The organism is Mesorhizobium sp. WSM4813, assembly GCF_055811555.1.
In genome coordinates, this window is the sequence record NZ_JBVVQU010000001.1 from 51759 (window position 1) to 77755 (window position 25997).

Sequence of the window (25997 nt, forward strand, 5' to 3'; positions counted from 1 at the left end):
TCGATTAAGGCTCCCGGGCTCGGGTCAACCAGTTTCACGAACATGGACGATCAGGCAACAGGAACCAGGAAAGACAAAGCCGGCAAGGCGGACCAAGTCAAAGTGGACCTGATCGCCGTCGTCGTGGCCGTAAATGAAAGTGACCCCTGTCTCCTAACCATTGGCCAGGCTGACACCCTGCCGTCCGGACCTTTTGCGCTTGAGCACCGGTCGCCGCAATCCGGTTTGAGGGGGTGGGTCGAGCAGCAGACCGGGCAGCCCTTGGGGTACATCGAGCAGCTTTACACCTTCGCCGATCGGGACCGAATCGGCGCCGAACGCCAGCAGCGCGTCATCTCCATCAGCTATCTCGCTTTGACCAGCAAAGAACAGGCAACGGGCTCATGCAAGTGCGGCTGGCAAAGCTGGTACGACTATTTTCCATGGGAGGACCACCGCTCCGGCACCCCGCCGGTGGTGCTGGATGTTGTGCGACCACGCTTGATCGGTTGGGCAGACGGAGCGAGCGACGCGGCCACGCGACGCGAACGCCGGCAGCGGGCGGCGATCGCCTTTGGCTTCGACGACCGTTATTGGAATGAGGAGCTCGTGCTTCAGCGATATGAGTTACTTTATGAAGCAGGCCTGGTCCAAGAGGCCGGAAGAGGACGGGAGACGCCGCTTCCCCTGGTGCCGAGCAAATCCATGGTCGCTGATCATCGCCGTATCGTGGCAACGGGCATTGCGCGGCTGCGCTCCAAGATCAAATACCGGCCCGTCGTCTTTGAGCTTATGCGACCGACCTTTACGCTACTGCAGCTGCAGCGAACCGTGGAGGCGCTCGCCGGCAGGCTCATCCACAAGCCGAACTTTCGCCGCCTGATCGAGCAACAGGAACTGGTCGAGGAGACCGGCGAGACCACTGCGGAGACCGGTGGTCGGCCGGCGAAGCTCTACCGCTTCCGCCACGCCGTTCTCGACGAAAGGGCCGTCGCCGGGACAAAATTGCCGCTGGCGCGGGGTTGACATCCCTTATACTCACGGCAAGTATATGCCGGTTATCTTCAACTAGAGTATAAGCGGGGGCATCAATGAGCGCCGTGCTGCCTACGGCCGCGTTCCTCTACGAGCGCGTCCGGCGCGTGATCCCGCCGATTGAATGGCCGTCTTTCGTGGACGATATCGAAGCCATCCTTGCGCTCAAGCGCGAGCGCAATGCCATCATCCTGGCGCACAACTATCAGACGCCCGAGATCTACCATTGCGTCGCAGACATTGTCGGCGACAGCCTGGCGCTGGCCCGCAAGGCTGTGACAGTCGAGGCGCAAGTCATCGTCGTTGCCGGCGTGCATTTCATGGCCGAGACGGCCAAGCTGCTTAATCCGAAAAAGACCGTGCTTATCCCCGACCTCGGCGCTGGGTGCTCGCTGGCCGATTCGATCACGGCACAAGACGTGCGGCTGATGCGACAGAGTTATCCCGGCGTGCCCATTGTCACCTATGTCAACACCTCCGCCGCTGTGAAAGCCGAGTCCGACATCTGCTGCACCTCGGGCAACGCAAAGGGGGTGGTGGAATCGCTCGGCGCGCCGCGTGTGATCATGCTGCCCGACGAATATCTCGCCAAGAACGTCGCCGCCGAGACGAAGGTTGGGATCATCGCCTGGAAGGGTCGTTGCGAGGTGCATGAGCGCTTCACCCCGGCCGATATTCGCGAACTGCGCGCCGCACATCCGGGTGTCATCGTGCTGGCCCATCCCGAATGCCCCCCGGACGTTGTCACAGAGGCGGATTTTTCGGGTTCCACCGCGGCCATGTCGGATTATGTCGAGCGGGAAAAACCACCCCGCGTAGTGTTGATGACGGAATGTTCGATGAGCGACAATATCGCGATCGCGCATCCCGACGTCGAGTTCGTCCGCCCCTGCAATCTCTGTCCGCACATGAAGCGCATCACGCTGGCTAACATTCGCGTCGCACTCGAGGAGAACCGGCATGAGGTTCGGATCGATCCCGGGATTGCAGGGCGCGCGCGCCGCTCGGTCGAGCGTATGCTTTCCATATGAGCCTCGACGTTCATGACATCGGCGGGGCGCCGGTCATCATCGGCGCCGGTGTGGCAGGCCTGATGACGGCGCTTCATCTGGCGCCGGAACCGGTTGTGCTTCTGTCCAATGCGGGGCTGGGAACCGGAGCCTGCAGCGAGCTCGCCCAAGGCGGTCTTGCGGCAAGTGTCGGCGGCGAGGACAGTCCCGAACTTCATCTTTGTGACACCGTCGCGGCCGGCGACGGTCTCTGCGACTTGACGACTGTGCGGCGAACGGTCCGAGCTGCACCTGAAGCGATCAGGACTCTAGAGCGGTTCGGTGTCGCATTCGATCGACGCGCTGACGGCGCGTTGCGGCTCGGGCTTGAGGCGGCGCACTCGCAGCGGCGGATCGTGCATGCGGCGGGCGATGCCACCGGTCGCGAGCTGGTCCGCGCGCTGATCGCCGCGGCACGGCGCACAGCCTCCATCACTATCCTGGAAAACGTGGAGGCCCGCCGGCTTGTCGTGGAAGACGGGGCGATTATCGCCGTGGTCGCGGCCGGGTGCACGGGCGCAATCGCCTTGCCAACGCGCCGCGCGGTCCTGGCGACCGGCGGCATCGGCGGCTTGTTTAGCGATACGACAAACCCTCCTGGCTCATGTGGACAGGGGCTCGCGCTCGCCGCCTGTGCCGGGGCGGAGTTCGCCGACCTGGAATTCGTGCAGTTCCACCCGACCGCCCTCGAGGGTCCGCGGCGGCCGATGCCGCTGGTGAGCGAAGCGGTGCGCGGCGAGGGTGCTGTGCTCATCGACGAGCAAGGAGAGCGTTTCCTCGCTGAAACCCCCGGGGGCGAGCTTGCGCCTCGCGACGTGGTTGCGCGCGCGGTTTGGCATCAGCTCGCTGTCGGACGCCGTGTGTTCCTGGACGCAAGGCAATGTCTCGGCCTCAGATTTGACAAGCGCTTTCCGGCGATCGCCGATTTGTGCCACCAGGCCGGCATCGATCCCGCGACCGACCCGATCCCGGTGCGCCCGGCGGCACATTATCACATGGGCGGTGTCGCTGTAGACGCTGCCGGCCGCAGCTCCATCGAGGGATTGTGGGCATGTGGCGAGGTCGCATGCACCGGTCTGCACGGCGCGAACCGACTCGCCAGCAACTCGCTTATCGAAGCGGCGGTCACAGCGAGCTGGGTTGCTGAAAGCGTCGCCGACGTATCACACACCCGGCGTCCGCGCGTGTGTTCCGCATTCGTGCCTCGACGGCCAGACGCCTCCGGCATCCGCCCAATCGTCTCGGCCGCGCTCGGCATCATCCGCGATAGCGAGACGCTACGCGACGGGGTGGCGACCCTGTTGCCGATCGCAGCTCACGACAGCGCTGCCTCCGACCCCGCCTTGGTCGCGCTGATGATCGCCATTGCGGCCCTGCGGCGCGAAGAGAGCCGCGGCTCGCACTATCGTTCCGATTTCCCCGGACGCGATGCAGATGCACGCCAGTCACGGCTGACACTGTGCAGCGCAATACAGACCGCCGTCGCACTCAGCTGGCGGGCGCCGATACGGAGCACCCTGACATGAATTCGTTCTCACCCCTTCCCTCAACCCTGATCGAGCCGATCGTGCGCGGTGCTCTTCTCGAAGACCTGGGCAGATGCGGTGATCTGACCAGCGACGCCGTGATCCCGCGTGATCGCACGGCCACCTTGGTGCTCAAGTCGCGACAGATGGGCATCGTTGCCGGTCTCGATCTGGCCGCCTTCGCCTTCATGCTCGTCGAGCCTGCGATCGACATGCACATCTGGCGAGCTGACGGCAGCGATGTCGCGGCGGGCGAGACTATCGCCAAGTTGTGCGGACCGGCGCGAGGCCTGCTCACGGCCGAGCGCACGGCGCTCAATTTTCTGTGCCGCCTGAGCGGCATCGCCACTGCCACAGCGGCGATGGTCGAGGCCGTGCGTGGCCACAAGGCGAAGATCGTGTGCACGCGAAAGACCACGCCCGGCCTGCGCGCGCTGGAGAAATATGCGGTACGCGTCGGCGGCGGCGCCAATCACCGCTTCGGGCTCGACGACGCCGTGCTGATCAAGGACAACCACATCGCGATCGCCGGCGACATTCGCACGGCAATAGAGCGGGCGCGCGCCGCCGCAGGCCACATGGTGAAGATCGAGGTCGAGGTCGAGACCCTTGAGCAGCTCGATACAGCGCTCACACTGGGAGTCGACGCAGTGCTGCTCGACAATATGTCGGTTGAGGACCTTGCCCGCGCCGTGGCAATCGTCGGTGGCCGCGCCATCACCGAGGCTTCCGGTCGGGTGACCCCGAAAACGGCTCCGTCGATTGCTGCGACGGGGGTCGACCTCATCTCAGTCGGATGGCTGACACACAGCGCGCCCATCCTCGACATCGGCCTGGATATGCCGGCGCATCGGCGCGCGCTTGAACTGATGGAGATGGAATGAAAAGCATTCCCCCCTCCGCTGGAGCGCGCCGACGCAGGAACTGCTCCATGCGAGCCTGCATCTTTGTGCGGCGCACCCTTCAACTGGTTCAGGCTCATCGGGCTGATCGACGATCGTAGCGAACCCGAGGAGGGTCGACTGACTCCTGCACGTGCTGTCGGACCAGCGACAAAGCTTTTGACGATGAGGATTGGAACGAACTCGGAGTGCGACGTGAAGCAAGCCATGCAATCGATCGAGGGGTCACTAGCCCGATGGAACCGCAAAGAGGCCGAGGCTATCCACGGGATGCCGTTCAATGACCTGCTCTTCCTGGCTCAGACAATCCACCGCCAGAACTTCGATCGCAACCGGGTGCAGCTGTCGCGGCTGCTCAGCATCAAGACCGGCGGATGCCCGGAGGATTGCGGCTATTGCAGCCAGTCTACGCATTACGAAACCGGCCTGAGGGCGTCCAAGCTGATGGAGGTGGAGCGTGTCATTGCCGAAGCGATCAAGGCGCGGGACGCCGGCGCCACCCGCTATTGCATGGGCGCCGCATGGCGCAGTCCGAAGGAACGCGACATGGGCTCCGTGGTCGCCATGATCGAGGGCGTGAAGGCGCTCGGCATGGAGACGTGCATGACGCTCGGAATGCTGGACCTCAGTCAGGCGCAGCGCCTGAAGGCGGCCGGTCTCGACTACTACAACCACAACATCGACACGTCCGAGCGCTATTACGGCGAGGTTGTTTCAACCAGGACCTTTGCCGACCGGCTGGAAACACTTGGGCACGTGCGCGAGGTTGGCATGAAGGTCTGCTGCGGCGGCATTGTCGGGATGGGAGAGGAAAAGGCCGATCGCATCGACATGCTGGTCACACTGGCGAACCTGCCCGAGCCGCCGGAAAGCGTGCCGATCAACATGCTCATCCCCATCGAAGGCACGCCGCTTGCCGAGGCCGAGCCCATCGATCCGATCGATTTCGTCCGCACCATTGCGCTCGCCCGCATCATGATGCCGAAGTCCTATGTAAGGCTCTCCGCCGGCAGGACGGCGATGAGCGACGAAACGCAGGCGCTGTGCTTGTTTGCCGGCGCCAATTCGATCTTTGTCGGCGACATGCTGCTGACGGCGGACAATCCCGGCGAGGACAAGGATAATCGTCTATTCAGGCGTCTCGGCATTGAGCCGATGCCACGCGAGGCAAGATGAACGAGCCGCCGCTTGCCCGCTATGAAGCAACCTTGCAGGGTCTGGCACGCAAGGGCCGGCTGCGGACACTGGCGCCGCGCGCCGGGCTCGACTTCTCGTCCAACGATTATCTCGGGCTTGCTGCCTCGAAGAGACTTGGCGATGCAGTCGCGGCGGCAATCGAGGGGGGCACCCCGGTCGGCGCTACCGGATCGCGGCTCCTGCGCGGCAACGCGCCGGAGCATGAGGCATTGGAGGCAGATGCGGCGGCGTTCTTCGGGGCCGAGCGGGCGCTGTTCTTCGGCAGCGGCTACATCGCCAACTTCGCCCTGCTGAGCGCCCTGCCGCGAAAGGGTGACCTGCTGATCCTCGACGAACTCGCGCATGCCAGCATGCATGAAGGGGCGCGGGCTGGACGCGCCGAGTTCAGGCCGGCCACGCACAACGACATAGATGCTTTTGAGGACGCGATCAGGCGCTGGCGCGCCGAAGGTGGCATGGGGCATATCTGGATCGCAGTCGAAGGCCTGTACAGCATGGATGGCGACTGCGCTCCGATGGAGAGCCTGGTCGCGCTTGCCGATCGGTACGAGGCATTCATAGTGGTCGACGAGGCGCATGCCACCGGCGTCTGGGGACCGGACGGCCGGGGGCTGGCCGCCGCTTTCGAGGGCCGCGACAACATTGTCGCGCTCCACACATGCGGCAAGGCGCTCGGCGCATCCGGCGCACTCGTCACTGGGCCGGGAGTGCTGTGCGACTATATTGTCAACCGCTGCCGGCCCTTTATCTACGCCACCGCGCCATCGCCGCTAATGGCGGTGGCGGCGCGCGAAGCGCTCGCAATCCTGGTCGACGAGCCGATGCGCCGCGTTCAGCTGCACGAGTACGTTGCCTTCGCGGGCCGCCAACTGGCCGAGCGCTGTGGCGTGGCGCGCAGCGGCTCGCAGATCCAGCCACTTGTCATTGGCGACGTCAGCCGCACCATGTTGATGGCGGCGGCATTGCAGGCCCGCGGCTTCGACATACGCGGCATTCGCCCGCCGACCGTGCCGGAGGGCACGTCTCGGCTGCGCATTTCGCTGACGCTGAATGTCGGCAAGCCTGACATTTCGGCCATGGTCGAGACGCTCGTCGAGGTGTTGGCCACGGCATGACCACGCGTATCGTCGTCACCGGAACAGACACCGGAATAGGCAAGACCGTGTTCTCGGCTGGGCTGGCCGGGCTGCTCGACGGCTTTTACTGGAAGCCGGTGCAATCTGGTCTCGATGAGGAGACCGACAGTGAGGCGGTTGAACGGCTCGCCGGCCTGCCGTCAGGGCGCGTGCTGCCGGAAGCTCACCGCTTGAAGCGCCCGCTGTCGCCGCATCGTTCAGCCGAAATCGACGGCGTCTCGATTGAGGCTGCCGATCTTGCATTTCCGGTCCTGCCGACACCGCTCGTCATCGAAGGCGCTGGCGGACTGATGGTGCCGATCAACCGACAGACAAGATTTATTGACATCTTCGCTGAATGGCGGCTGCCGGTCATTCTGTGCGCCCGCACCGAGCTCGGCACGATCAACCACACTCTGCTGTCGATCGAAGCCCTGCGGGCTCGCTCCATCCCGCTGATCGGCATCGCCTTCATCGGCGAAGAGGTAGCCGATACGCAAAGGACAATCACCGAATTCGGCGCGGTGCGTCAGCTCGGCAGGCTGCCACACCTCGTTCCGTTGACGCGCGAAACTCTGCGGAAGGCGATGTTTGCCGGCTTCGACCTCGCCAAGATTGCCGGAGGCGAATGATGTCGCGGTCGCCGGTCTGGCATCCATTCACCCAGCACGCGATCGAGCCGGCCATGCCGTCCGTTGTCCGCACGGAAGGGGTTTGGCTAGAGACGAATGACGGAAGGCATATCCTCGATGCAATCTCCTCCTGGTGGGTGGTCACCCACGGGCACCGCCATCCACGGATCATGGAAGCAATCCGGAATGCGACTGAGATGCTCGACCAGGTGATCTTCGCCGGTCTCACCCATCAGCCGGCAGAGCAATTAGCCTCGGCGCTGATCGAAATAGTGCCGGCAGGCCTCGACTGGGTCTTCTATTCCGACAGTGGATCCACGTCCGTCGAAGTCGCGCTGAAGATGGCGCTCGGCTATTACCGCAATATCGGCGCGCCGCGTTCGCGCATCGTCGTCATGGAACACAGCTATCATGGCGACACGATCGGCACGATGAGCGTCGGAGCCCGCGGCGTGTTCAACGCCGCCTACGAACCCCTGCTGTTCGAGGTCGACACCATTCCGTTTCCGGCCGCAGGGCGCGAGCAGGAAACGCTGGATAGATACGAGGCTTTCTCTCGCGACCGCCGCGCCGCCGCGCTGATCCTCGAGCCGCTGGTGCTCGGCGCCGGCGGCATGCTGATGTATCCGGCCTGGGTTCTGGCCGAATTGAAAAAGATCACTGAGGCCTCCGGCACGCTGCTGATCGCCGACGAGGTGATGACCGGCTGGGGGCGCACCGGAACCATGTTCGCCTGCGACCAGGCATCGATTTCTCCTGATATCCTGTGCACCTCGAAGGGCTTGACTGGCGGCGCAATCCCGCTGGCGGCCACGCTTGCCACCGACACCATCTTCCGGGCCCACTATTGCGAGGACCGGAAGAAGACCTTTTTCCACTCGAGTTCCTATACCGCCAATCCGATCGCTTGCGCGGCAGCATTTGCCAATATCGAGATCTGGCGGGACGAGCCGGTGGCCGAGCGGATTGCGGCCTTGAGTGCCGGGCTGGCCGTCGGGCTTCGACGCTTTCGCAACAATACCAAGTTCACAGATTGCCGGGCGACCGGCACGATCGCAGCTCTCGATCTGCGCGCCGGCTCAGCCGGCTATCTGGCCGAGATCGGGCCAAAACTGCGCGCCTTTTTTCTCGAACGCGGCCTGTTGGTGCGCCCGCTCGGCAATGTCCTTTATCTTCTGCCGCCCTACTGCATCACCGGCAACGAGCTGGACAGGCTCTATGATGCCATCGAGGAGGCCGGCGAACGCTTCGGTTCCCGGCCATGAAGAGATCGTCGACCATTCTCGGCTTGGGTCATGATGCGCCGTCGCGCAAGGTCGAGAATCCGGAAATCGAAATCCGTCTCGGGCTTGAGCCCGGCTGGATCGAGCAGCGGACCGGGATACGCTCGCGCTTCTGGGCAACGGACCAAGACACGCTGTCGGGTCTTGCCGCGCACGCCGGCGACATGGCGCTGGCGAATGCCGGCATCGACCGTGGCGACATCGGTCTTTTGCTGCTTGCCACCTCGACACCCGATCACCTTTTGCCGCCCAGCGCGCCGCTGGTCGCGCATCGGCTGGGGCTCAGCTGCGCCGGCGCGGTCGATCTGACCGGCGCCTGCGCCGGCTTCATCTATGCGCTGATGTTCGCCGACAGCTTCACCCGTCTGCACGGGAAGGCGAGCCTTGTCATCGCCGCCAACATCCTCAGCCGCCGCATCAATCCGGCGGAGCGCGCCAGTGCCGTGCTGTTTGCCGACGCCGCCGGCGCCATGGTGATTGCCCCGTGCGATGACCCGGATCGGGGCATTCTCGGCGCCGCGTTGGCTTCGGACGGCTCGCGCTACGGGCTGATCCAGATTCCCGCCGGAGGAAGCAACACACCGTTCCACGGCGGCATGGACCTCGGGCAGACCCGCATGACGATCGCCAACGGCCGTGAAGTGTTCAGCAAGGCCGTGGACATGATGACGGCCTGCTCGCAGGACGCGCTCACTTCTGCCCGAATGCTGCCGCAAGACATTGATCGTTTCGTGCCGCATCAGGCCAATGCTCGGATTTTCGATGTGGTCGGGAGGAACCTCGGAATAGCGGATCAGGCAATCGTCAAGACGATCGCCGAGTACGGCAACTCTTCCGCCGCGACCATCCCGCTCTCGCTGTCGCTCGCCCATCGGACGCAGCCGTTTCGGGCGGGCGAAAAGATTCTCCTTGCCGCGGCGGGTGCCGGCCTCACCGGAGGCGCCCTCATCCTCGGAATTTAGCGGTACGACGGCCATGCACAGGATTTGTCACGAATGACACTAGCAAAACGGGCCCAATGCGAAAAAATAGTCGCCGGCAAGCTGCATGGGCACTGGTTTGATGACGCGAGATCGAAAACCCTGCAGACGATTTCTCGAGCAGGACGATCGGCAACGCTACTTTGCTGGGCGAGGAGTGGTTGGCGCCAGTCCAGGAGAGCGGAGGTATCCAACTCCTCATTGCGATGAAGTCATCCTCGATATGTCGGCCCTTATTGGTCAACATCGTAACAGCAGTAGTGGCAGCCGTGAATTGAATAACCGGCCCCCCGAAGGCATCAACCGTCATGCAGTCCGAAAAAAATGCTCATCTGCCTGTCTCAACAACGCTGGCTCCATTTCGGAACCCGGTGTTTCGCTCGATCTGGACGGCCACACAAATATCCAGCCTCGGGTGGCTCGTGCAAACGGTCGCCATCAGTTGGCTGATGGCCACGATTTCCGCTTCGGATCTGATGGTTGCACTCGTGCAGGCCGCATCCACGTTGCCGGTATTCTTCCTCTCAATCCTGGCCGGAGCCATTGCCGACAACTTCAGCCGCCGATGGGTAATGTTTGCGGGGCACTGCCTGATAGCATTGGCATCAACGACGCTGATGATTTCTGTGGGTCTGGGATTTGCCGGTCCCTGGCTAATTCTCGGATTAGGTTTCCTGGCCGGCTGCGGCTTTGCCTTGAATGATCCGGCCTGGCACGCTTCTGTCGGCGATATTCTTCATAAGCGCGACATCCCGGCTGCGGTGACGCTTATGTCCGTCGGATACAACATTGTGCGCAGCGTTGGTCCGGCTTTGGGGGGCGTGGTCTTGGCATTTCTTGGACCGCTGGCCGCTTTCGCGTTGGCAGCGCTGAGTGATCTGGCGCCGCTGACCGCAATATGGCGCACTAGATGGAATGTTCGCACGTCACCTCTCCCTCGTGAGCGCATGACGATGGCAATTCATGACGGAGTGCGCTTCACCGTAATGTCCCTGGAGATCAGGGCAGCGATTGCCCGTGCAACCTTTTTCGGGTTGGCAAGCATCTCCATCCTTGCGCTGCTCCCTTTAGTCGTCCGGGATCAGCTGAAAAGCGGCCCAATCGTCTACGGCATCCTGCTGGCGGGCTTCGGCATGGGTGCTTTCGTCGCGGGCATGAGCAATAGCTTTCTAAGGCGGATCACGTCTCAAAACAGGCTGGTATCGTTCGCCTCCGTTGCTTGTGCAGCATGTTGCCTTTCCCTTGCACTCACATCATCGGTCGCTGTAGCGGCCATTTCGCTGGCACTTGCTGGCGCGGGTTGGCTTATCACCTGGACGGGCATCGACGTGTCGGTGCAGCTGGCAAGCCCAAGGTGGGTCGTCGGCCGCACACTATCGATCTACTACGCCTTTAGCGCAGGCGGGATGGCGGCAGGCAGCTGGATATGGGGTACTGTCGCACAGAACTACTCCTTAGCCTGGGCTTTGCAGGGCGCCGCAGGCGCTCTGTTGCTGGTTGCAGCTGCGGGAGTACTGTTACCAGTCCGTCCATGGGAAGAAACGGATCAGGAAAGTTCGGATTTTCACGCGCCGGAGCTGGCACTCGAGTTGAAGCCCAGGAGTGGCCCCATAGTCGTCAAGGTCGAGTATCTTATATCCGAGGAGAATATCGAGACCTTTCTGGGCTACATGCGCGCAAGGCGCCATGTTCAGAGCCGTGCCGGTGCGCGAAACTGGACACTGCAGCGAAATCTTCAAAAGCCTTGGATTTGGACAGAGACATTCCGCACGCCAACCTGGATGGATTTTCTGCGGCTGAATCATCGGCTCACGGCAGCGGATAAGGAAATCGGCCAGCGTCTCCTGGCACTGCATGATGGAGAGCGTCCTCCGCACACAGTGCTGTCGATCGAACGAACGACTGAGGCAGCTCGTACCCGTGCCTCAACAATCTTTTCTCGTCCTCCCAGGTGACGTGATCACGAAAGCGATCGCATTCTGCCGCGCCAGTCGATTTCAAGCAGCGCGCAGGCCGCATCGCCAGTACGCGGAGCCTATGCGTCCGGCGCTCTCTCGCGAATACCCATGCCGCCGCGGGGCTCGAGGCCGGGGGCAGGAACAGTCCGTTCTGGGCCATCTTCGATGCGGCGCGCGACGGCAAGAAGGAGGGTATGGGTTTCGAGCGCTGGTAGTCGCCCTGCGCACAAGCCGATCAGCATCACGTTCGACGTGCGCTTCAGCAGCGCTGTGCGGCTCAGAGACTGGCAGAAGAGTATCTGACTCGTTAGCGGCTGGCGCTGGGCCAGCCGGAACCAGGCCTGTTCGAAGACGGCGCTGGCGCTCGACCTTTCGGCGCCGGACATGGAGTGAGGGTAGGCGAAACGGAGAACCAGTCGCCTTGACGCCCTTGCAGGACGCCATCTTAACCGCAAACGGCAAGCTTTCAGGGATCATTTCTGCGCCGTTGGGCGGCTTGCCGTTCCCGATGTTCGAACGCGTCGGTGAAGCTATCGAGTTCTTGGGGGGTCATCCCAAGCGCCCGCCCCTCCTCCCGCCATGACGCGACCGCCTTTTCGACTTCTGCGAGTATCGTCTTCGCTCGATCACTCCTGATCCGGAAATAAGCGATTACCGACATCAGTGCGTCGACAGTCGGTTCGGGCCCAGTTTCCTCGGATATCCAGGTTTTCAGCTCTCGCACGCGCTCAGGGAACGGGTTGATGTCGAATGCAGGCGCCAGGCGCCATTGCCCGTGATGCACATGGAGAAAGCCGTGATTGTGGAGGTGGTCCTCGACATTGGTGATAAGGATCGAGAACGCGATGCGCCGCCAAAGCTCTTCGATGTTGGCCGCTGGCTGGCTGCCGTGCTGACGAAGCACATCCACAAGTTCAGTATAGCTATGCTCGCCAACGTCCCCTGACTCTGCGCCGATCATCGTGGCGGCCGAGATATACATGAGTCGATTGCCGTTCGGAGTCCTATCGAAACGCCGTATGAGCGCGACAGGGGCGCCGTCGCTGTCGAGCAGACGTGTCTCAGCAGCATCCACGCCGGCTTTTCTGGCCAAATTCATAGCGAGCACTTCGCCTTTTGTGACAGATCGATCATCGGCAACGCTCGGAAACTTACCGATAGCGAGGCGTCCGTCATCGTCGACGACAGAGCATTTCGGACGAAGGCCCCCAAGGGACGTGCCACGTCCACGCAAATAGGCGAGATCCGTTGCCGTCTCGGTGTTCGTCTCGACGGCGTGCGTGGCTGCGAGAAGTTGACCGATTTCAATGAGCGGCGGCGTGGTGCGTCGACCCTCCTCGGTCGTTCTTTGGTAACGCCCTTCTTCGTCCTTCAACCGGAGCGCACCAATGCGGCTCATGTCGTCCACTGCCAAGAGGTAATCCTTCGCGTTCAGAGGCCGCGTTTCGGCGACATTTCCCGCCCGGCGCGCCTCTTGGCGACGCTTGGCCTGGTCGCGCTGGATTACACGCCGGCCCCATCCGTCCGGCTCCGTGTCCGCGATCGCGTTGTGGAACACGGATCCATCGCCGGTCTTTCGATGGAATTGAGGGCCAGTAACGAGTGGCAGACTGGGTTCGATCGAGAAGCCTTCCGCTGCTCTCAGCCAACCTGCATCATATTCAAAGGCAGCGCTCTCGCGCGCACCCTGCTGATCATAGCGCAACGTACCCAGTAGCATCGCTTCTTCGCCAATGTGAACAGCAATAGAACGTCTCATATTGCACCCGGTGGCTTCCGCACCCTTACCCTCTTGGGCAAACGTTCAGCGTCGAGGAGCAGGCCTTGCTCATCGCGATGCGCGTCGATGATCTGCGCCAAAGCCTCATCAAAGCCCAAAACGAAAAAGGTCATGGCGTAGGCCCCCATAGCGACGGTCGGGTCTCCTTTTTCGATCTTCAGATAGGTGCTCTTTGCGACACCCAGTCGTTCCGCCATCATCATCACGGTCAGGCTGCGCTTCTTACGGGCGACCGCAATGTCGGCGCCGAGCTTGCCAAGCGCCCTCTTGACGCTGGGAGGCAATGTATCTGTCACTGTTGAGCGCATCTTTGTCTCATAGAAACGACCTTAACTCTCTCTAGGGCGCTTATATAAGACCTAAGCCGTGATCTGTCGAGAGTTGGCCTGTTTGACCGAACAAGGCGGTGGCCCTGCAACCAACCACACTACTCTCGTGAGCATGCATCCATCCGATCCGCAATGGGCGCTAGGTGAGTCGCACGGGGGTGTGAACGATTGCGCCGCTGCAAAACGAAACGGGCCATCCTTGGCACGATCCAGTTGTGCGCTGCAGCGAGGCTCCCGCCTGACGTGTACCGAGCGGCGCCGCCGCATGCTGTCTCGACCCGAGCTTCACAGCAAACAGGTGCTGTCGGTATCGAACGAAAGTGTCATATATCGAACATACGAACCGTGTCCCAAAACGTCTGCTCGGTGCTCAGCTGACCCCCAAAAAGCAAAAAGAAAAGAGCGCGACGAAGTTGCGCCGGCCAATTTAAGTGTCAGCGCGGAGCTACCTCTTCAGGATGGCACGTCGCTTGCTGCTCCGCATCGAACGCCGACGGCCAACTCACAAATAACGGAGATGAATATTGGTTCAGAAATGCTGAATCCCCGATGTACTGAAAGAATGAGGAACGCTTGTGGGAAGCGCGGCAGGGCAACAGGCGATTTTGCCTTTTCTTGGATCCGGACGGAAGTCGAATCTCACCTCCTTCGGGCAGTTGATAGCCAACCACAGTTGTTTCTTCTATAAGTCGAACTGCTATAAAGAAATGTACAAGTATAACTTGACTTACTCACACCGGGACTACACAAGTCAACTTAGTATCGGGCATTCCTCAGGTACGAAAGAGGAGCGAGATGCACATGTTTTTGGTCCTGGGACAGGCCGCCGGTTCGCCCTTTGACGCGTCCGCCTTTTATTCTTTGAACTGGAGATCCAGAATGAACGTAAGCAGGCTTCTTCTCGGCTCAGTTGCGGCCCTGATCTCCGTTTCCGTCGCTCGCGCGACGGACGAAGTCTCCGCGCCGGGTCCGACCGAATATGTCAATATCTGCGACGTCTACGGTTCGGGCTACTTCCATATCCCCGACACCGAGACCTGCGTGCGCATCGGCGGCTACATCCGTTACGACGTCGGCCTCAGCGATGTCCGATCGTATGACGGGATAAGAACCTCCGATGTGAGAACTGGCGAGGCTCAGGGCACCTGGCGAAACAACACGCGTTTCACGTTCAAAACTTGGACGCGCCAGGAGACCGAACTAGGCGCACTGAAGACCTATACTGAGACTCGCGTGAACTTCGGCAACCACAACGCTTATCCGGGTCCGGAAAGCCCTCACAACTATAGCTTCAACAGCGGCGTCAAGTTGTCTTCCGCCTGGATCCAGCTTGGTGGCCTCCGAGTTGGCAAGGACGAGTCGGCCTTCGACACGTTTACAGGCTACGCCGGAAACGTACTCAATAACGTACTCGTTCCGTACGGCGACTTCGATACCAACGTGGCTCAGTATTACTTCGATGCCGATAATGGCTTTTCGGCTCTGGTTTCACTTGAACAAGGGTCGGGTGTAGTCGGTACTATCGACAGCTATGTTCCGCACGTCGTCTTCGGCGTGAAACAGACGCAGGGCTGGGGCGCGATCACCGGCGTAATGGCTCCTGACAGCGACTACGAAGCTTTGGCCGGCAAGCTCCGACTCGATGTCAATGTCACAGATGACCTGTCGCTATTCGGAATGTTCGGCTATGGCTCCATTGGCAATCTCAACGATGACCCAACCAACGCGCTCGCCGCTCACGGTCGCGGCTTCTACCAAATTTGGAGCGGCAACTGGGCTTTCTGGACGGGCGCCACTTACACGTTAAACGAGAAAACTTCGTTCAACCTTCAGGTCTCGGGTGATCAGCTCAGGAACTCCGGACTGGCTGCAAACGTCGCCTATATGGTCATTCCAGGTTTCACAGTCACAGCCGAAGTCGATTATGCCCATTACGCCAAGTTCGCTGCCGTCGACCGTTCCGGAACGAACCCGGCTCACGTCGGCAAAAGGAACAGCCTCGGCGGCGTGCTGCGATTCCAAAGCTCGTTCTAACGAAGCGAATCTGAATGTCGGAGGCCCGACTGGAGGCCTCGGTGTCTGGCTTTACGATGTTCAAGATGTGGTCCCGGACGATCATGCCCGGACATTGGTTGCCGGACTTCATAGCCTGATCAGCGAGGCTTCCATAGAGCGCTTAGCAATGCCACTGAATAACTCGTCCAAGACATGTCTCTCGGCCCCATCTGCATCCCTGTTGTGCTACCCTCATTGCGATGAGCGCTCGAGATCGAGAGCTTCGGAGGCACGGCAAGAACGGCTGAGAAATGCCTGGACGCTTCGTCCAAGCACTCGTCAAGTTTCCTCAGTGGTTCAGAATCATCTTCGGCGACCGTCATTGCAAAATTAGTTCGGTTCAGTAAGATTCTTGTTCTGTTTTGGGTCATCTTGAAGAACTACTCCGTGTCTGAGTCGCAGCGGACCGCCCAGAGGCGCGCAAGCCTTTGGTCCTGATCGAACGCGTGACAGCATAAGCTCGATCTTTAGTCCACGGTGGTGCAACCTTGCCTAGTTCTCCGGCGCGTGATTTGTCGCCGAGATATGGCGGATCGAGCCGGCGTCCTCAGCAGCACCGCAAATTGCGCGTGATTGCATCCATGTCGTGGATGTTCTTTATCGAAGCAATCGATTTCTCTGGCTGTCCGATGATGAATATGAAGCGTCACTTGGCGTGGTGGGCGCCATCGGAGTAGTTGCATGGAAGTTTGTCCAGTGTGGCCCGGGTGCCGAGGCGTTCGGTGAGGTCGACCATGTGATCAGCAATCGAACGGCAATCGGCGGTCGTGGAGACAATGAGCACGGATTCGGCCAATAGCTGGGACTATCTACCTGATAATAGCTGCTACAAACCGCATGTGGTCGGCGAGCACGGCCGCGCGCGGGAATGTCCTATGTCGGTCGACCTGAAGCCGCGATGGTGGCGTACCGAACTGTTCGGCCGCAAATTGCGACGATGTCGCCCACATCACAGCTGCGACTGCAGTTTCTCATGCCAGCGCTAAATTGAAGTGTTCAGTAGGAGCCAAAGCAATATGCACCGTCGTAATCTGATCAAAGGATTTGTTGCACTCGGCGCGTGTCCTATTTGCGCTGAAGCCGCGCGGGCGGCCAGCACCGAATGGGGATATGCCGGCCTGGTCGGACCCGAACAATGGGGGCATTTGGACAAGACAAATTTGGTCTGCTCGGCGGGCATGCAGCAATCGCCGGTCGATATCCGGGGCGCGGTCAAAGCGGATATTCCGCATATCGCCATAGGCTGGCACAAGGGCGGCGGCAGGATGGTGAACAACGGCCACACCATTCAGATCAACCTGCCGCAAGGCAGCACGCTCACTCTGGGGGATCGTGTCTATGAGCTGCTACAGTTCCATTTCCATGCGCCAAGCGAGCACCACGTTGCAGGCAAGAGTTTCCCGATTGAAGCGCATTTTGTCCATAAGGACCGCAACAGCGATACTCTGGGTGTGCTGGGCGTGTTTCTGACGCCAGGCGCGACAAATGCCAGTTTTGCCAGGCTTGCTGCAGCATTTCCGGCAACGTCAGGCGAAGAGGCAGCGGTCGACGACGTCGACCCGAACGGGCTTCTGCCGGCTTCGCTTGGCTACTGGACATATGAAGGATCTTTGACGACACCACCATGCACCGAAAACGTCGACTGGATGGTGGCGACGGAACCGGTTGAGGTCGACCCAGCAGACATCGAGCGATTTACCTCGCTATATCCCCGGAACGCGCGCCCTATCCGTTCACCCAATCGGCGCTTCATCCTGGGCTTCAGCTGAGGGTCCCTGAAGCCGCGAGGGGTCGAAGCATCGCGTGCGCGTTGTATTCATCTGCTTCCAAGATCGCAACGATGTGCTCCGCATCGCGGGGTCCTTTGGGCGCTCATTCTCGTTCTGGAAGCGGGCCAAAACCAAGTTTGGCAACGGTGTTGAACCGTCCTCATAAGGGGAGAGGTAGGCGTGGCTTTCCTATTCCAGCAGCATCCGGCCCCATACCGAACCCGTGGCGAGCTGGACTTCAGGTTGGATCTTCGCAAGGCGTGCACCGCGGATCAAACGCCGTTTCCTTGGGAAACACGGCTCAGTTCCGACAAAGCAATTGTAATCGCCCTAGCCGCCTCGATTGCGCTCTTGGTCGGGACGCAGGGGCAGCCCCCGCAGATCAACGACGCGATCCTAAGCCAACTGCGAACGATTCAGATCAACGATGCATTGCTCCGGCGCGACGTCGCCCGCGCCCGGACGGATATGGTATTGGACTCCCGATCGGTTGCTTCTACCGGACAGGCATTGCAAAGGAATCGTGAAAACTTGCAACGCCCTCCCGAGACTTCGCCCGATGAGAGCTCCGGGCAATCCAGATTGCGCGCGCAGCTCATAAACTCGATCGAAAACAAAGAGGCTGCCGTCTCAGCCTTGGTCAAGCAAGATCAGCTTGTGCAAAACTGTCTCGCAGATCTTGCTCGCTCGCTTGGTCGCCTTGGGGGGGCATCGTCGCGCAGAGTTGCACTGTCTAAGCTGATCGCGTTTTCGGCCGAACCGGGGCTCACCCTTGCATCACAGATGGATCAGCCTCCCGACCGATTTGCTCCGAGCCAGGCCCGGGCTGCCGCGGATGCTTTGGGCATTTTCCGCAGTCTCCTGTCTTGTTTATGGAGGTTGGACCAAGCTGCCAATCAGATCGCATCCCTCGACACGTCCTCCAGGGCCGCCGAACTGGAGCGAGAGCATCTGAAAGGCTACAGCTTGGCCAGCGCGCAAGCGCAGCGTACGCGATTTTTCTTTGGCTTGCTGTCCATATGCCTCTGCTTGTTTGCGATCATTCGGTCCTCCAGGCAGCATCTGCGGATGAACCGGCTGAAAAGGCGGTTGCAGCTTGAAGAGGCAATGCGTGAGATCGAATCTCTCTTCAACGATAGCAAAGCAAAGAACGCCTCGGCGTGCTTTTCCACCGAAGCAGCGCTTAGAGTCGTGCAACGCGTTTTCGATGCGCATCAATGCGCGCTTGCTCTGGTGGATCCGAGTCTCAGCAGGCAGACTGAGTGCTTTGTGGCGAACACGTGCATACCCGTCTGGAACGTCGCGCTTATTGATGAAGTCGTTTCACTTGTCCGTGCCGGCCGACCAGTGTTTCGCGTCGTTCCGGCGGCGGAAATGGTTCGGACCGCCCTAGGCACTTCCGGTGTTTGTCAAATTGTTGCTTGCAGGGCCTCCGATCAGCAGGCTGTGGTTTGCATCCTTGTTTTTGAACGAGATCGCTCACTCCCCTCAGCAGACGACCTGCGGGTTCTTGCCAGTGCCATTGTGCGTTTGAGCAACCATCTTGAAATGCAACGAGTAAATGCCGAACGCGACCTTCTGGTGAGTCGATGGGAGCATGTGGAAAGGCTGAGGACCGTCGGCACGATCGCAAGCGGCGCCACACATGAATTCAACAATATTTTAGGCGCAATAATCGGATATTCAGAGATTGCCCAAGGGCTGGTGCGTCGACCCTCTAGGATTCGGAACCACATCGACCAAATCATCTTAGCTGGACACCGAGCCAAGCTGATCGTTGACCAGATCTTGTCACTCAGCCGAAACCGGAAGCGCGTGGCAGTGCCTATCAGCGTCTCCGAGATTGTTATGGATCTTGCGCCATTGCTGAGGGTTACAGTTCGTGCGGGTGTTCAGTTGAATTTCAAGATCAATGAGTGGCAAACGGTGGTCGAGGGCAGCCCAACCGAGATACAGCAAATCCTTATGAATTTGTGCAAGAACGCGTCGGAGGCTGTCTTGAACCAGGGCCGTGTCGAGATTAGCGTTTCCCGCGCCCAAGTGTGCCAAACAAAGCCACTGGCTCGGGGCACCTTGAGACCTGGACACTACGTTCTCCTCTCCATCAGCGACGATGGCCCGGGAATTGCAAGTTCGATACTTCCGCATGTCTTTGAGCCCTTTTTTACCACCCGCTCTCGCCTCGGCGGGACCGGGCTGGGTCTTTCTGCGGTTGACAGGCACGTGAGCGCGCTCGCAGGATGCCTTGACGTCACCTCGGCTGTTGGCCGAGGTACCCGCTTTGATATCTACTTACCGGCCTCCGAGGAGGAGCCAGTCAGCGCTGACATCGCTGTCGGCCCATACGACGGATCACTTGGCAACGGAGAAATCATTGCAGTCGTGGAGCCCGACCCAGCAGAGTTGGAGATCTACAAGAAGAATATCGCCGCGCTGGGTTATAAGCCGGTCGGCTTCGCGACCTTCGAAAGCCTTTGCGGCTGGATCGAGAGCGGGAAAGCAGCCGACCTGCTGATCTTGGGTAAAATGCCTTTCCTCGAGCGAGAACAGGCAGAATCCGCATGCCCCACCCTCATGACGGTGCCTGTCATAGTCGTCGGTGAAATCGACCTCATGCCGGTCACATCTGCTAATCAGGCCTTCGTCCTTTGGCTAGCGAAGCCGGTCTCGTCCAGGACAATGGAGCATGCAATTCGTACAATGATGATGGCATGATGCCGCTGACTCGCTCAGGCTACCCAAGCAATCTGAGAAAGCCCGTCAAAGAGGCATCGAAGCAGAACAAAATGACGCGTCACATCACAATCGACCTATCGAGCCCGAGACGTTGTTCTAGCCTTAGTGCTTGTTAAGAAGGTCGGCTACTGTCTCTCCCCGTCGCCGGGCATCGGCGGCGAGCCATACCTCTCCCACCTCATATACTTCGCCTTGGGTACGGAACGGTACAATGACGTCAATGGCAGCCGACAGCATGTCAAGAAGCGTGCGGTCTTCCACAGCGGCTCCTTGCGGGCTGCTCTTGACGAGTGAAAAGAGCTTTTTAAAGCCTTGGACCGGATCTGCCCCGTGAATCGTTGATATTGATCCCGCATGGCCGGAGACGACTTCGCTGAGGTAGGCCCATGCAGCATCGTCGCGCATCTCACCCAGCAATATTCGATCAGGGCGCATGCGCAAGCTGGCTTGCAACAGTTGCTCTGCCGTCACCGCACCTATGCCTGCCTGGTCTTTTGGATAGAGTAACCGGACATGGTTCTCATGCGGGATTGCAAGTTCGAGCGTGTCCTCGATACTTATCAGTCTCTCTTGCGGGGGTATAGCGTTGATCAAAGTCTTGCTCATTGTCGTTTTGCCGCTTCCAGTAGGTCCGCAAAGCAGCATCGTGAGCCGCCCGCAAACGCACGCTCGCAAAAATTGCTCCAAGTCACCATGGTCGTAGTGCTGAAGAATCGTTTCGTCCTGCCGCTCTTGGCGCTCCTTTCGTGACCGCCATTGATTCCAACGCGAGTATTCGTAGCGAGAAGAAACTTCCTTAAGCTCGGTCACACGACTTGAGGGACGCCGTATGGTCAGGCTTATTGTTCCTGAGGGAACAGCGGGCGGCAAACAGATCTGCAGCCGCTCTCCGTTCGGCAGCTCAGTCGCACAGAGGGGGCTTTGCGGTCCGACATCTTGCTTGCGCAGCGCTCCAGCGAGGATCGCGATGTCCTCCAGATCGTCATAAGATAGCGGTAGCGGATGTTTCGTGAAAACGCCGGCCTGTCGGACAAAGGCTTCCCCAGGCCGGTTGATAGCGACCTCTTCGGTCCTTGGCTCCTCAAGCCATTTCAGAACGGGGTCGAGAAGCAAACGCAATTGAGGATCAGCCTCCGATCGCATTTTTGTCTCTCCGGCGTTCGCGATGTTGGGGGGCTGGCGCCACGGCGGTCGCTCTAAGTTCGTATACATCTGAGAAATCGAGGTCCCGAGCCACAAAGATGGATACAGCATCTCCCTGGTTTTTCTTCAGAGTTGGCGGAAGATTGATCGTCGCTCTCAGTGTCGTCTCGACGGCTTGTCCACCATTGCTCTGGAAGCTGTTGATGCCGCTTCCTTCGCCAGAGCTAGCCGCATATTGACCGGCCGCCTGAAACGCGCCTTGAAGGACGCTCATGAGCATTGCTCCGCCAAAGCGCTGCCAGACGTGATTATCCACCGTGCCAGGCATACCGGAGCGGCCGAGTTCGTCAGCGCCCGGCGATGCTATCGACACGAGGGCATGGTCAGGCGTTTCGATGCGCGTCCACAGCACGAAGACACGCGCATCCCCCTGTTGGAGACCGCGCTGGATCTCGCCAATCACGGTCGTCCCGCGATCCAGGAGCACGACATTGTTGGTAGCGCCGCGGACGTCTTTAGGTAACACGCACTTCACATAACCCGGTAAATTTGTGTCGACTGCCGTTTGCAAAATGCAGGGAATGATCGTTCCTTGAGTAATCACTAGATCAGGGTGCGGCAAAAGTGTAGCCCGGCTTGGCTCCTGTATATCTGGCTTCAATCGCCCTGACAGATCGCCACCGATTGAAATCTCATCCTCGGTCGCGGGAGCATCCTTATGGTGGTCTTCGCTCCGCTGACCGTCGTCGGGCATTTGACTGCTGCTACTGTAGGCGAAAATTGGTGTTTCCTCCGGCGGCGGATCAGCTGGCGCCGGTGGCGGCGTGGATGGCGCAGAATCTGCCGCCTGCGCCGCCTGTACGGGTGCTGGAGGTTCGGGAGCAATCTCGATTGGCACAGGGCGGTATGGCTCAGCGTTGGGGAAAATTGGCGGTTTTGGCTGAGGTGGTTCATCTTGTGTGCTGGGACGACCTCCGAGCCAGATGAGCGATAGAGATGAGATGAGAACAAGACCGGCGACGGCCAACTTCTGCGATCCCGATAGATGCCGGCGGGGCGGCTCCGAGACGATCGATCTGGATGCATCGACATCGTGTACCGACTGTGGGCCGGTTTCATTCATCGGCCCGAGCCTTTCAAAACGCGCCACACATCGGGTCTCACTGTACCGGTCTTTGGCGCTCGTCCCACAGGATCATAAGCCCTGTTAAAAATGGACAAGACCGTATTGCCATCTCTCAGACGCCATTCCCGCGCGACTGCGGATACTTCAACATAGTCCCCTTTGACTGTGTAGTTGGCAGCGGCTTCCTTGCCGTCGGGATTGATAACGTAGAGGGAGGGTATGCGGGAATTGCTTGCGAATCCAAATACGGTCGTAAAGCCATTATCGAAGACTTCCAGCGGCGCCAGCGATCGGTCGCCCTTTGCGACGTAGTGGAAATTGCTTTCGTCCGGACTGGCAGTTGCGGCGGGCCGATTCAACAAATCCTGAACTCTGTCTTCTTGCAGCACTTTCGCCCGGGCCTGACCAAGAATCGAGCGCCTTTCTGCTTCCTTTCTCTGAGCAGCAGCCTCATCAGCAGGGTAGGTGAACTGCACACTGTAGTATAGGTCAGGTTGCTGCTCATCGAGTTTTGGCATCGCTCTCGTTGAAATACTGAATACGTATCTCCGTGTACCGGACTCACTCTCGGCCAGCACGATGACCGGCTGCGGCGGGAGCATCCGGCTAGCCTTAAAAAAGAGATAGTTGGCGCGCGGGAGCGCAGCCAGGTCTTTGCTATTGGAAACGGCCACGGCTGCGACGGTCTCGTTGGTCGCGAATGTGACAACCAGCGTTGCCCCCACTGCGGTCGATAGGCGCACCACTTCGTCGGGACGGTAAGCCAGGTAGCGCATCCGCGCATCATGCTTGCCGGCAAGTGGTGTGTCTTCCGCGGACGCCTCGATCGTTAAGAAAAGTGAACAGGCCAGCGCGAGAAACGCTCGTTTTGTCATGGCTGTACGGGCCCCGGGATTGATACACTATCTTCCGAGGCTTGATAGGAGGTAACGAGTAGTCCTCCCGGATTGGTCAGCCTCGATTGCCCAGGCAGACCCGTCAAGCGCTCGTAGCGGATGGTTGCTGTCCAAGTGGTCACCATCGGCATCTGCCCATCAACGATAAGAGTGCGTTTGTAGCGGATCTGTTGAACGTCCGGACTGATGTCATTTGAGGAAATGTGCTCAACCTCGAGCTTGCCGCGCTTGCCGACCGTGACTTGCGGCGAGGTGGGATTCGGATAGTTGAAGTAATCTTGATATTCCTGTCGCACAGCCGGTGCGCTGAAACTGGATACGAGATCATAGCCGTATTGGGCTGTATCTGCTGTGTAGCCCTCGCGCAGGCGTACATATTCCCACAGCGAAGCATTTACGACGGCCCGGTCTTGGGTTGCCGGCAGTTGAGAGACTGACACTTCGCTGTCAACTGTCCCATCCGGCCGTACCCAAAGGAACACAGGCACGAGCTTGGTGAACGGGACCATGGCAGCGATGGTAAATGCCTGCGCAACGTTTCCTAGGACCGCCGCCGCCGCAAAGGCTATAAGGGTCTTTGACAGGCGCCGCGCAGACTTCGCTCGTGACGTTTGAAACGCTTCCACCTCCTTGTAGTGGGCGGCTAGCGTTTCTCTCTCCACCAGAAGGGCATGTTCAGGAAACTTCACTTGGGCTCTTCCGCGCAATCGACCTGAAGATCCTCAGGGGTGATTTCCCATTGTCCCACGTTCAGTTGGAATGGCGTACCCGCACAGGTCGCAAGCCCATCGGTTGTCTTGCAGGCGGCCAAAGCTAGGATTGATAAAATTAGGCAATATTTCATTTTGGCACCGCGCTAGTGATTGATTAACGACCCGCCGTTTTGGCAGGGGGGCGAGTGAGGCTGACAGGCAGTTGGTTCGTACCTGCCCAAGAGCCGCCGGCGATGCTGCTGGCGATCGCCGGAAGCGCGACGATCAGAGCGTCGCCAGCTAGGAAAAGCATGTCGAGTTCGTAAAGCCCGATGATCTTGGCTGCTGTCGTACCGGAGTTTTTGATCACCGCAAGCATGACTACCAGCGAGGCTGCTTCGGCAGCGATAACTATCGTTGCAACGATGTTGAGGAGGAGAAGCAGCAGCCCATACGAGAGCAGTTGGCCGATCCATTTGGTAGCTATGTCTCGAGTGTGATCAAAAAGGTAGCCTACAAGAACCAGGGGGCCGATCGCCAAAAGCACCTTCGTCAGAATTCCGACGGCATCATAGATCTCGAAAGCTGTCCACAGCGCGCCATAGAAAATCCATTCCGCTCCCTGGAAAGCAAGTATGTCCTGGCCATTCATAGGCCCAATTTCGGAAGCAATCACCTGAAGGCTATACTGAGTTAAAGCAAACATCATGTCGAGCTTCTGGGGGATACCGATGAAGGGCAAGTCGCTGCCACTGATCTGGTGAGCAAGCCTTGGAATCGTCTTGTCGAAGACCGCTTCAATGTACTGCTGGTAGTTGGCCTGGCTTAAGATAAGGGCAACGACAATCGATACCATGATTACGCGCGAGATACCCCCGCGCGCATCGACTTGACCACGCATGACCAGACAGCCTTGGATTATTATCCAAAGCGTGACACACGCAACCAGAGGCGCGCTGACCGCCTCTTGGATTTTTTCAAGCACGTTGTGCAGCCCTAACGTAAAGGCCTGATGAAAGATCGTGTGTATAGCCGTGAATGGCGCGTGAATTTTGAAAGGCATGGCGTGAGCCTGATTTGTCCCTGATCAGCGCAGCTGAGCCGGATGAACTCAGCGTCGTTTACTGGCGGATGCCAAAAAAGATGCTAGCGGTCTTCTGGCGTTCTCGACGCTGCGTGGCGGCCTCCTCCCCGGCGTGAAGGCTCGCTTGTGCAGTTGCCATCGTCAGCAGACTTGTGGCCTGGACATTTTGGATAATCGCATCATGGATCTGCTTGAGGACCAGACCGTTGGTGACGGTGGCCTGCACAATATTTCCCGAGCGGGAAAGCTGACCAAGCGTGTCGGCGTTATTGTTAAGGCGCTTGTCCATTACGCCCAGAGTGTCGGCTGCAAGAGCTGCGACATTGGCGGCACCAGCGATTTGCCCCTGTAACAGTTTCCCTTCTGCATCGGTGCCGGTGACTATCCGAGTTGGGTCCTGCGCAATGTTACGCGCGATAATCGAAGCTGGCCCCCGAGCATCAAACATCTGCCCCTCCAGCTTATTGCTCGATGGGTAGTGATTTCCTTGGTTCAGTGCGCCCAACAGTCCCATGACACCGAATGACGACGTTAGCATATCCACCATTTCGACCGTGGCAGCGAGCGTCTCGGCTGACTTTATAAGGATCGCCGCAGTGGAAATCGCGGTCGCGGTCGCTTGTGCTTCTGTTAGAGGGTCGCTGACGACAAATTGCGACCTGGCCTGTCCGTGAAGCAGAAGGGAAGCAGCAAGCGTCGTTGCTGCAAGCTTAGCAAATCTCATGAATATT

The 25997-nt window shown here is 59.6% G+C and carries 22 protein-coding genes; 13 read left to right on the forward strand and 9 right to left on the reverse strand.

All coding sequences use genetic code 11. The annotated features are described in order from the left end of the window. Nucleotides 1-42 precede the first annotated feature (42 nt). The 10 genes from AC0L25_RS00270 to AC0L25_RS00315 all read left to right on the forward strand — a co-directional run bounded on the left by AC0L25_RS00270 (nt 43) and on the right by AC0L25_RS00315 (nt 11653). Complete coding sequence (locus tag AC0L25_RS00270; protein WP_473491928.1) at nt 43-1005, forward strand: NUDIX hydrolase; 963 nt, start codon at nt 43-45, stop codon at nt 1003-1005. A gap of 65 nt (nt 1006-1070) precedes the next feature. Next, nucleotides 1071-2045 carry a quinolinate synthase NadA gene (gene nadA, locus AC0L25_RS00275; RefSeq protein WP_473593714.1) on the forward strand — a complete coding sequence of 325 codons (975 nt, stop codon included), beginning with the start codon at nt 1071-1073 and terminating at the stop codon, nt 2043-2045. Next, nucleotides 2042-3589 carry an L-aspartate oxidase gene (locus tag AC0L25_RS00280; RefSeq protein ID WP_473593715.1) on the forward strand — a complete coding sequence of 516 codons (1548 nt, stop codon included), beginning with the start codon at nt 2042-2044 and terminating at the stop codon, nt 3587-3589. Before nadA ends, AC0L25_RS00280 begins: the two co-directional genes overlap by 4 nt. Beyond that, nucleotides 3586-4473 (forward strand): carboxylating nicotinate-nucleotide diphosphorylase, encoded by an 888-nt coding sequence (nadC, locus tag AC0L25_RS00285; protein WP_473593716.1) that lies wholly within the window; start codon nt 3586-3588, stop codon nt 4471-4473. The genes AC0L25_RS00280 and nadC overlap by 4 nt, the downstream gene beginning before the upstream one ends. A 183-nt stretch (nt 4474-4656) precedes the next feature. Further along, nucleotides 4657-5667: a biotin synthase BioB gene (gene bioB, locus AC0L25_RS00290; RefSeq protein WP_473593717.1), complete on the forward strand. Its 1011-nt coding sequence runs from the start codon at nt 4657-4659 to the stop codon at nt 5665-5667. Continuing rightward, entirely contained in the window at nt 5664-6803 is a 1140-nt protein-coding gene (locus AC0L25_RS00295) for an 8-amino-7-oxononanoate synthase (RefSeq protein ID WP_473491934.1), read from the forward strand. Before bioB ends, AC0L25_RS00295 begins: the two co-directional genes overlap by 4 nt. Then, nucleotides 6800-7435 (forward strand): dethiobiotin synthase, encoded by a 636-nt coding sequence (gene bioD, locus AC0L25_RS00300; protein ID WP_473593718.1) that lies wholly within the window; start codon nt 6800-6802, stop codon nt 7433-7435. Before AC0L25_RS00295 ends, bioD begins: the two co-directional genes overlap by 4 nt. Continuing rightward, on the forward strand, nt 7435-8700 hold the full coding sequence (locus tag AC0L25_RS00305; RefSeq protein WP_473491936.1) for an adenosylmethionine--8-amino-7-oxononanoate transaminase: 1266 nt from the start codon (nt 7435-7437) through the stop codon (nt 8698-8700). Before bioD ends, AC0L25_RS00305 begins: the two co-directional genes overlap by 1 nt. Further along, nucleotides 8697-9680 (forward strand): beta-ketoacyl-ACP synthase III, encoded by a 984-nt coding sequence (locus AC0L25_RS00310; RefSeq protein ID WP_473593719.1) that lies wholly within the window; start codon nt 8697-8699, stop codon nt 9678-9680. The genes AC0L25_RS00305 and AC0L25_RS00310 overlap by 4 nt, the downstream gene beginning before the upstream one ends. Nucleotides 9681-10006: 326 nt before the next feature. Continuing rightward, on the forward strand, nt 10007-11653 hold the full coding sequence (locus tag AC0L25_RS00315; RefSeq protein ID WP_473593720.1) for an MFS transporter: 1647 nt from the start codon (nt 10007-10009) through the stop codon (nt 11651-11653). Between the two features lie 469 nt (nt 11654-12122). On the opposite strand, the gene AC0L25_RS00320 is transcribed toward AC0L25_RS00315, so the two are convergent. Both AC0L25_RS00320 and AC0L25_RS00325 read right to left on the reverse strand, forming a co-directional pair. Further along, a complete protein-coding gene (locus AC0L25_RS00320) occupies nt 12123-13415 on the reverse strand; it encodes a type II toxin-antitoxin system HipA family toxin (RefSeq protein ID WP_473593721.1) in 1293 nt (430 codons plus the stop codon). Next, entirely contained in the window at nt 13412-13744 is a 333-nt protein-coding gene (locus AC0L25_RS00325) for a hypothetical protein (RefSeq protein ID WP_473593722.1), read from the reverse strand. The genes AC0L25_RS00320 and AC0L25_RS00325 overlap by 4 nt, the downstream gene beginning before the upstream one ends. Before the next feature lie 900 nt (nt 13745-14644). On the opposite strand from AC0L25_RS00325, the gene AC0L25_RS00330 reads away from it, so the two are divergent. From AC0L25_RS00330 to AC0L25_RS00340, 3 genes are all read left to right on the forward strand, one after another. Next, nucleotides 14645-15799, forward strand: a complete 1155-nt coding sequence (locus AC0L25_RS00330) for a porin (RefSeq protein ID WP_473593811.1) — start codon at nt 14645-14647, stop codon at nt 15797-15799. A gap of 1037 nt (nt 15800-16836) precedes the next feature. Further along, nucleotides 16837-17589 (forward strand): carbonic anhydrase, encoded by a 753-nt coding sequence (locus AC0L25_RS00335; RefSeq protein WP_473491941.1) that lies wholly within the window; start codon nt 16837-16839, stop codon nt 17587-17589. A 180-nt stretch (nt 17590-17769) separates the two neighbouring features. After that, nucleotides 17770-20304, forward strand: a complete 2535-nt coding sequence (locus AC0L25_RS00340) for a two-component system VirA-like sensor kinase (protein ID WP_473593723.1) — start codon at nt 17770-17772, stop codon at nt 20302-20304. A gap of 123 nt (nt 20305-20427) precedes the next feature. Here AC0L25_RS00340 and virB11 read toward each other — a convergent pair whose 3' ends face one another. The 7 genes from virB11 to AC0L25_RS00375 are packed head-to-tail and all read right to left on the reverse strand — an operon-like array spanning nt 20428 to nt 25990. Then, the gene (gene virB11 / locus AC0L25_RS00345) at nt 20428-21468 is read right to left on the reverse strand and encodes a P-type DNA transfer ATPase VirB11 (RefSeq protein WP_473491945.1); all 1041 of its coding nucleotides are present in this window, start codon (nt 21466-21468) and stop codon (nt 20428-20430) included. Next, complete coding sequence (gene virB10 / locus AC0L25_RS00350) at nt 21452-22591, reverse strand: type IV secretion system protein VirB10 (RefSeq protein ID WP_473593724.1); 1140 nt, start codon at nt 22589-22591, stop codon at nt 21452-21454. Before virB10 ends, virB11 begins: the two co-directional genes overlap by 17 nt. Beyond that, the gene (locus AC0L25_RS00355) at nt 22588-23469 is read right to left on the reverse strand and encodes a P-type conjugative transfer protein VirB9 (protein ID WP_473491948.1); all 882 of its coding nucleotides are present in this window, start codon (nt 23467-23469) and stop codon (nt 22588-22590) included. The genes virB10 and AC0L25_RS00355 overlap by 4 nt, the downstream gene beginning before the upstream one ends. Further along, nucleotides 23466-24179: a type IV secretion system protein VirB8 gene (locus AC0L25_RS00360; protein WP_473491949.1), complete on the reverse strand. Its 714-nt coding sequence runs from the start codon at nt 24177-24179 to the stop codon at nt 23466-23468. The genes AC0L25_RS00355 and AC0L25_RS00360 overlap by 4 nt, the downstream gene beginning before the upstream one ends. Beyond that, entirely contained in the window at nt 24176-24334 is a 159-nt protein-coding gene (locus AC0L25_RS00365) for a type IV secretion system lipoprotein VirB7 (protein ID WP_473491950.1), read from the reverse strand. Before AC0L25_RS00365 ends, AC0L25_RS00360 begins: the two co-directional genes overlap by 4 nt. Nucleotides 24335-24357: 23 nt before the next feature. Next, entirely contained in the window at nt 24358-25245 is an 888-nt protein-coding gene (locus AC0L25_RS00370; RefSeq protein WP_473593725.1) for a type IV secretion system protein, read from the reverse strand. Between the two features lie 58 nt (nt 25246-25303). Next, nucleotides 25304-25990, reverse strand: coding sequence for a TrbJ/VirB5 family protein (locus AC0L25_RS00375; protein ID WP_473593726.1), 687 nt, complete (start codon nt 25988-25990; stop codon nt 25304-25306). Nucleotides 25991-25997: the final 7 nt, after the last annotated feature.

Coding starts and splice junctions, on each gene's coding strand:
- AC0L25_RS00370 (WP_473593725.1), bottom strand. CDS start 25,245: ATGCCTTTCAAAATTCACGCGCCATTCACGGCTATACACACGATCTTT.
- AC0L25_RS00305 (WP_473491936.1), top strand. CDS start 7,435: ATGTCGCGGTCGCCGGTCTGGCATCCATTCACCCAGCACGCGATCGAG.
- AC0L25_RS00270 (WP_473491928.1), top strand. CDS start 43: ATGGACGATCAGGCAACAGGAACCAGGAAAGACAAAGCCGGCAAGGCG.
- virB10 (WP_473593724.1), bottom strand. CDS start 22,591: ATGAATGAAACCGGCCCACAGTCGGTACACGATGTCGATGCATCCAGA.
- bioD (WP_473593718.1), top strand. CDS start 6,800: ATGACCACGCGTATCGTCGTCACCGGAACAGACACCGGAATAGGCAAG.
- AC0L25_RS00315 (WP_473593720.1), top strand. CDS start 10,007: ATGCAGTCCGAAAAAAATGCTCATCTGCCTGTCTCAACAACGCTGGCT.
- AC0L25_RS00280 (WP_473593715.1), top strand. CDS start 2,042: ATGAGCCTCGACGTTCATGACATCGGCGGGGCGCCGGTCATCATCGGC.
- nadC (WP_473593716.1), top strand. CDS start 3,586: ATGAATTCGTTCTCACCCCTTCCCTCAACCCTGATCGAGCCGATCGTG.
- nadA (WP_473593714.1), top strand. CDS start 1,071: ATGAGCGCCGTGCTGCCTACGGCCGCGTTCCTCTACGAGCGCGTCCGG.
- AC0L25_RS00325 (WP_473593722.1), bottom strand. CDS start 13,744: ATGCGCTCAACAGTGACAGATACATTGCCTCCCAGCGTCAAGAGGGCG.
- AC0L25_RS00295 (WP_473491934.1), top strand. CDS start 5,664: ATGAACGAGCCGCCGCTTGCCCGCTATGAAGCAACCTTGCAGGGTCTG.
- bioB (WP_473593717.1), top strand. CDS start 4,657: ATGAGGATTGGAACGAACTCGGAGTGCGACGTGAAGCAAGCCATGCAA.
- AC0L25_RS00330 (WP_473593811.1), top strand. CDS start 14,645: ATGAACGTAAGCAGGCTTCTTCTCGGCTCAGTTGCGGCCCTGATCTCC.
- AC0L25_RS00375 (WP_473593726.1), bottom strand. CDS start 25,990: ATGAGATTTGCTAAGCTTGCAGCAACGACGCTTGCTGCTTCCCTTCTG.
- AC0L25_RS00320 (WP_473593721.1), bottom strand. CDS start 13,415: ATGAGACGTTCTATTGCTGTTCACATTGGCGAAGAAGCGATGCTACTG.
- AC0L25_RS00365 (WP_473491950.1), bottom strand. CDS start 24,334: ATGAAATATTGCCTAATTTTATCAATCCTAGCTTTGGCCGCCTGCAAG.
- AC0L25_RS00355 (WP_473491948.1), bottom strand. CDS start 23,469: ATGACAAAACGAGCGTTTCTCGCGCTGGCCTGTTCACTTTTCTTAACG.
- AC0L25_RS00310 (WP_473593719.1), top strand. CDS start 8,697: ATGAAGAGATCGTCGACCATTCTCGGCTTGGGTCATGATGCGCCGTCG.
- AC0L25_RS00335 (WP_473491941.1), top strand. CDS start 16,837: ATGCACCGTCGTAATCTGATCAAAGGATTTGTTGCACTCGGCGCGTGT.
- virB11 (WP_473491945.1), bottom strand. CDS start 21,468: ATGCGATCGGAGGCTGATCCTCAATTGCGTTTGCTTCTCGACCCCGTT.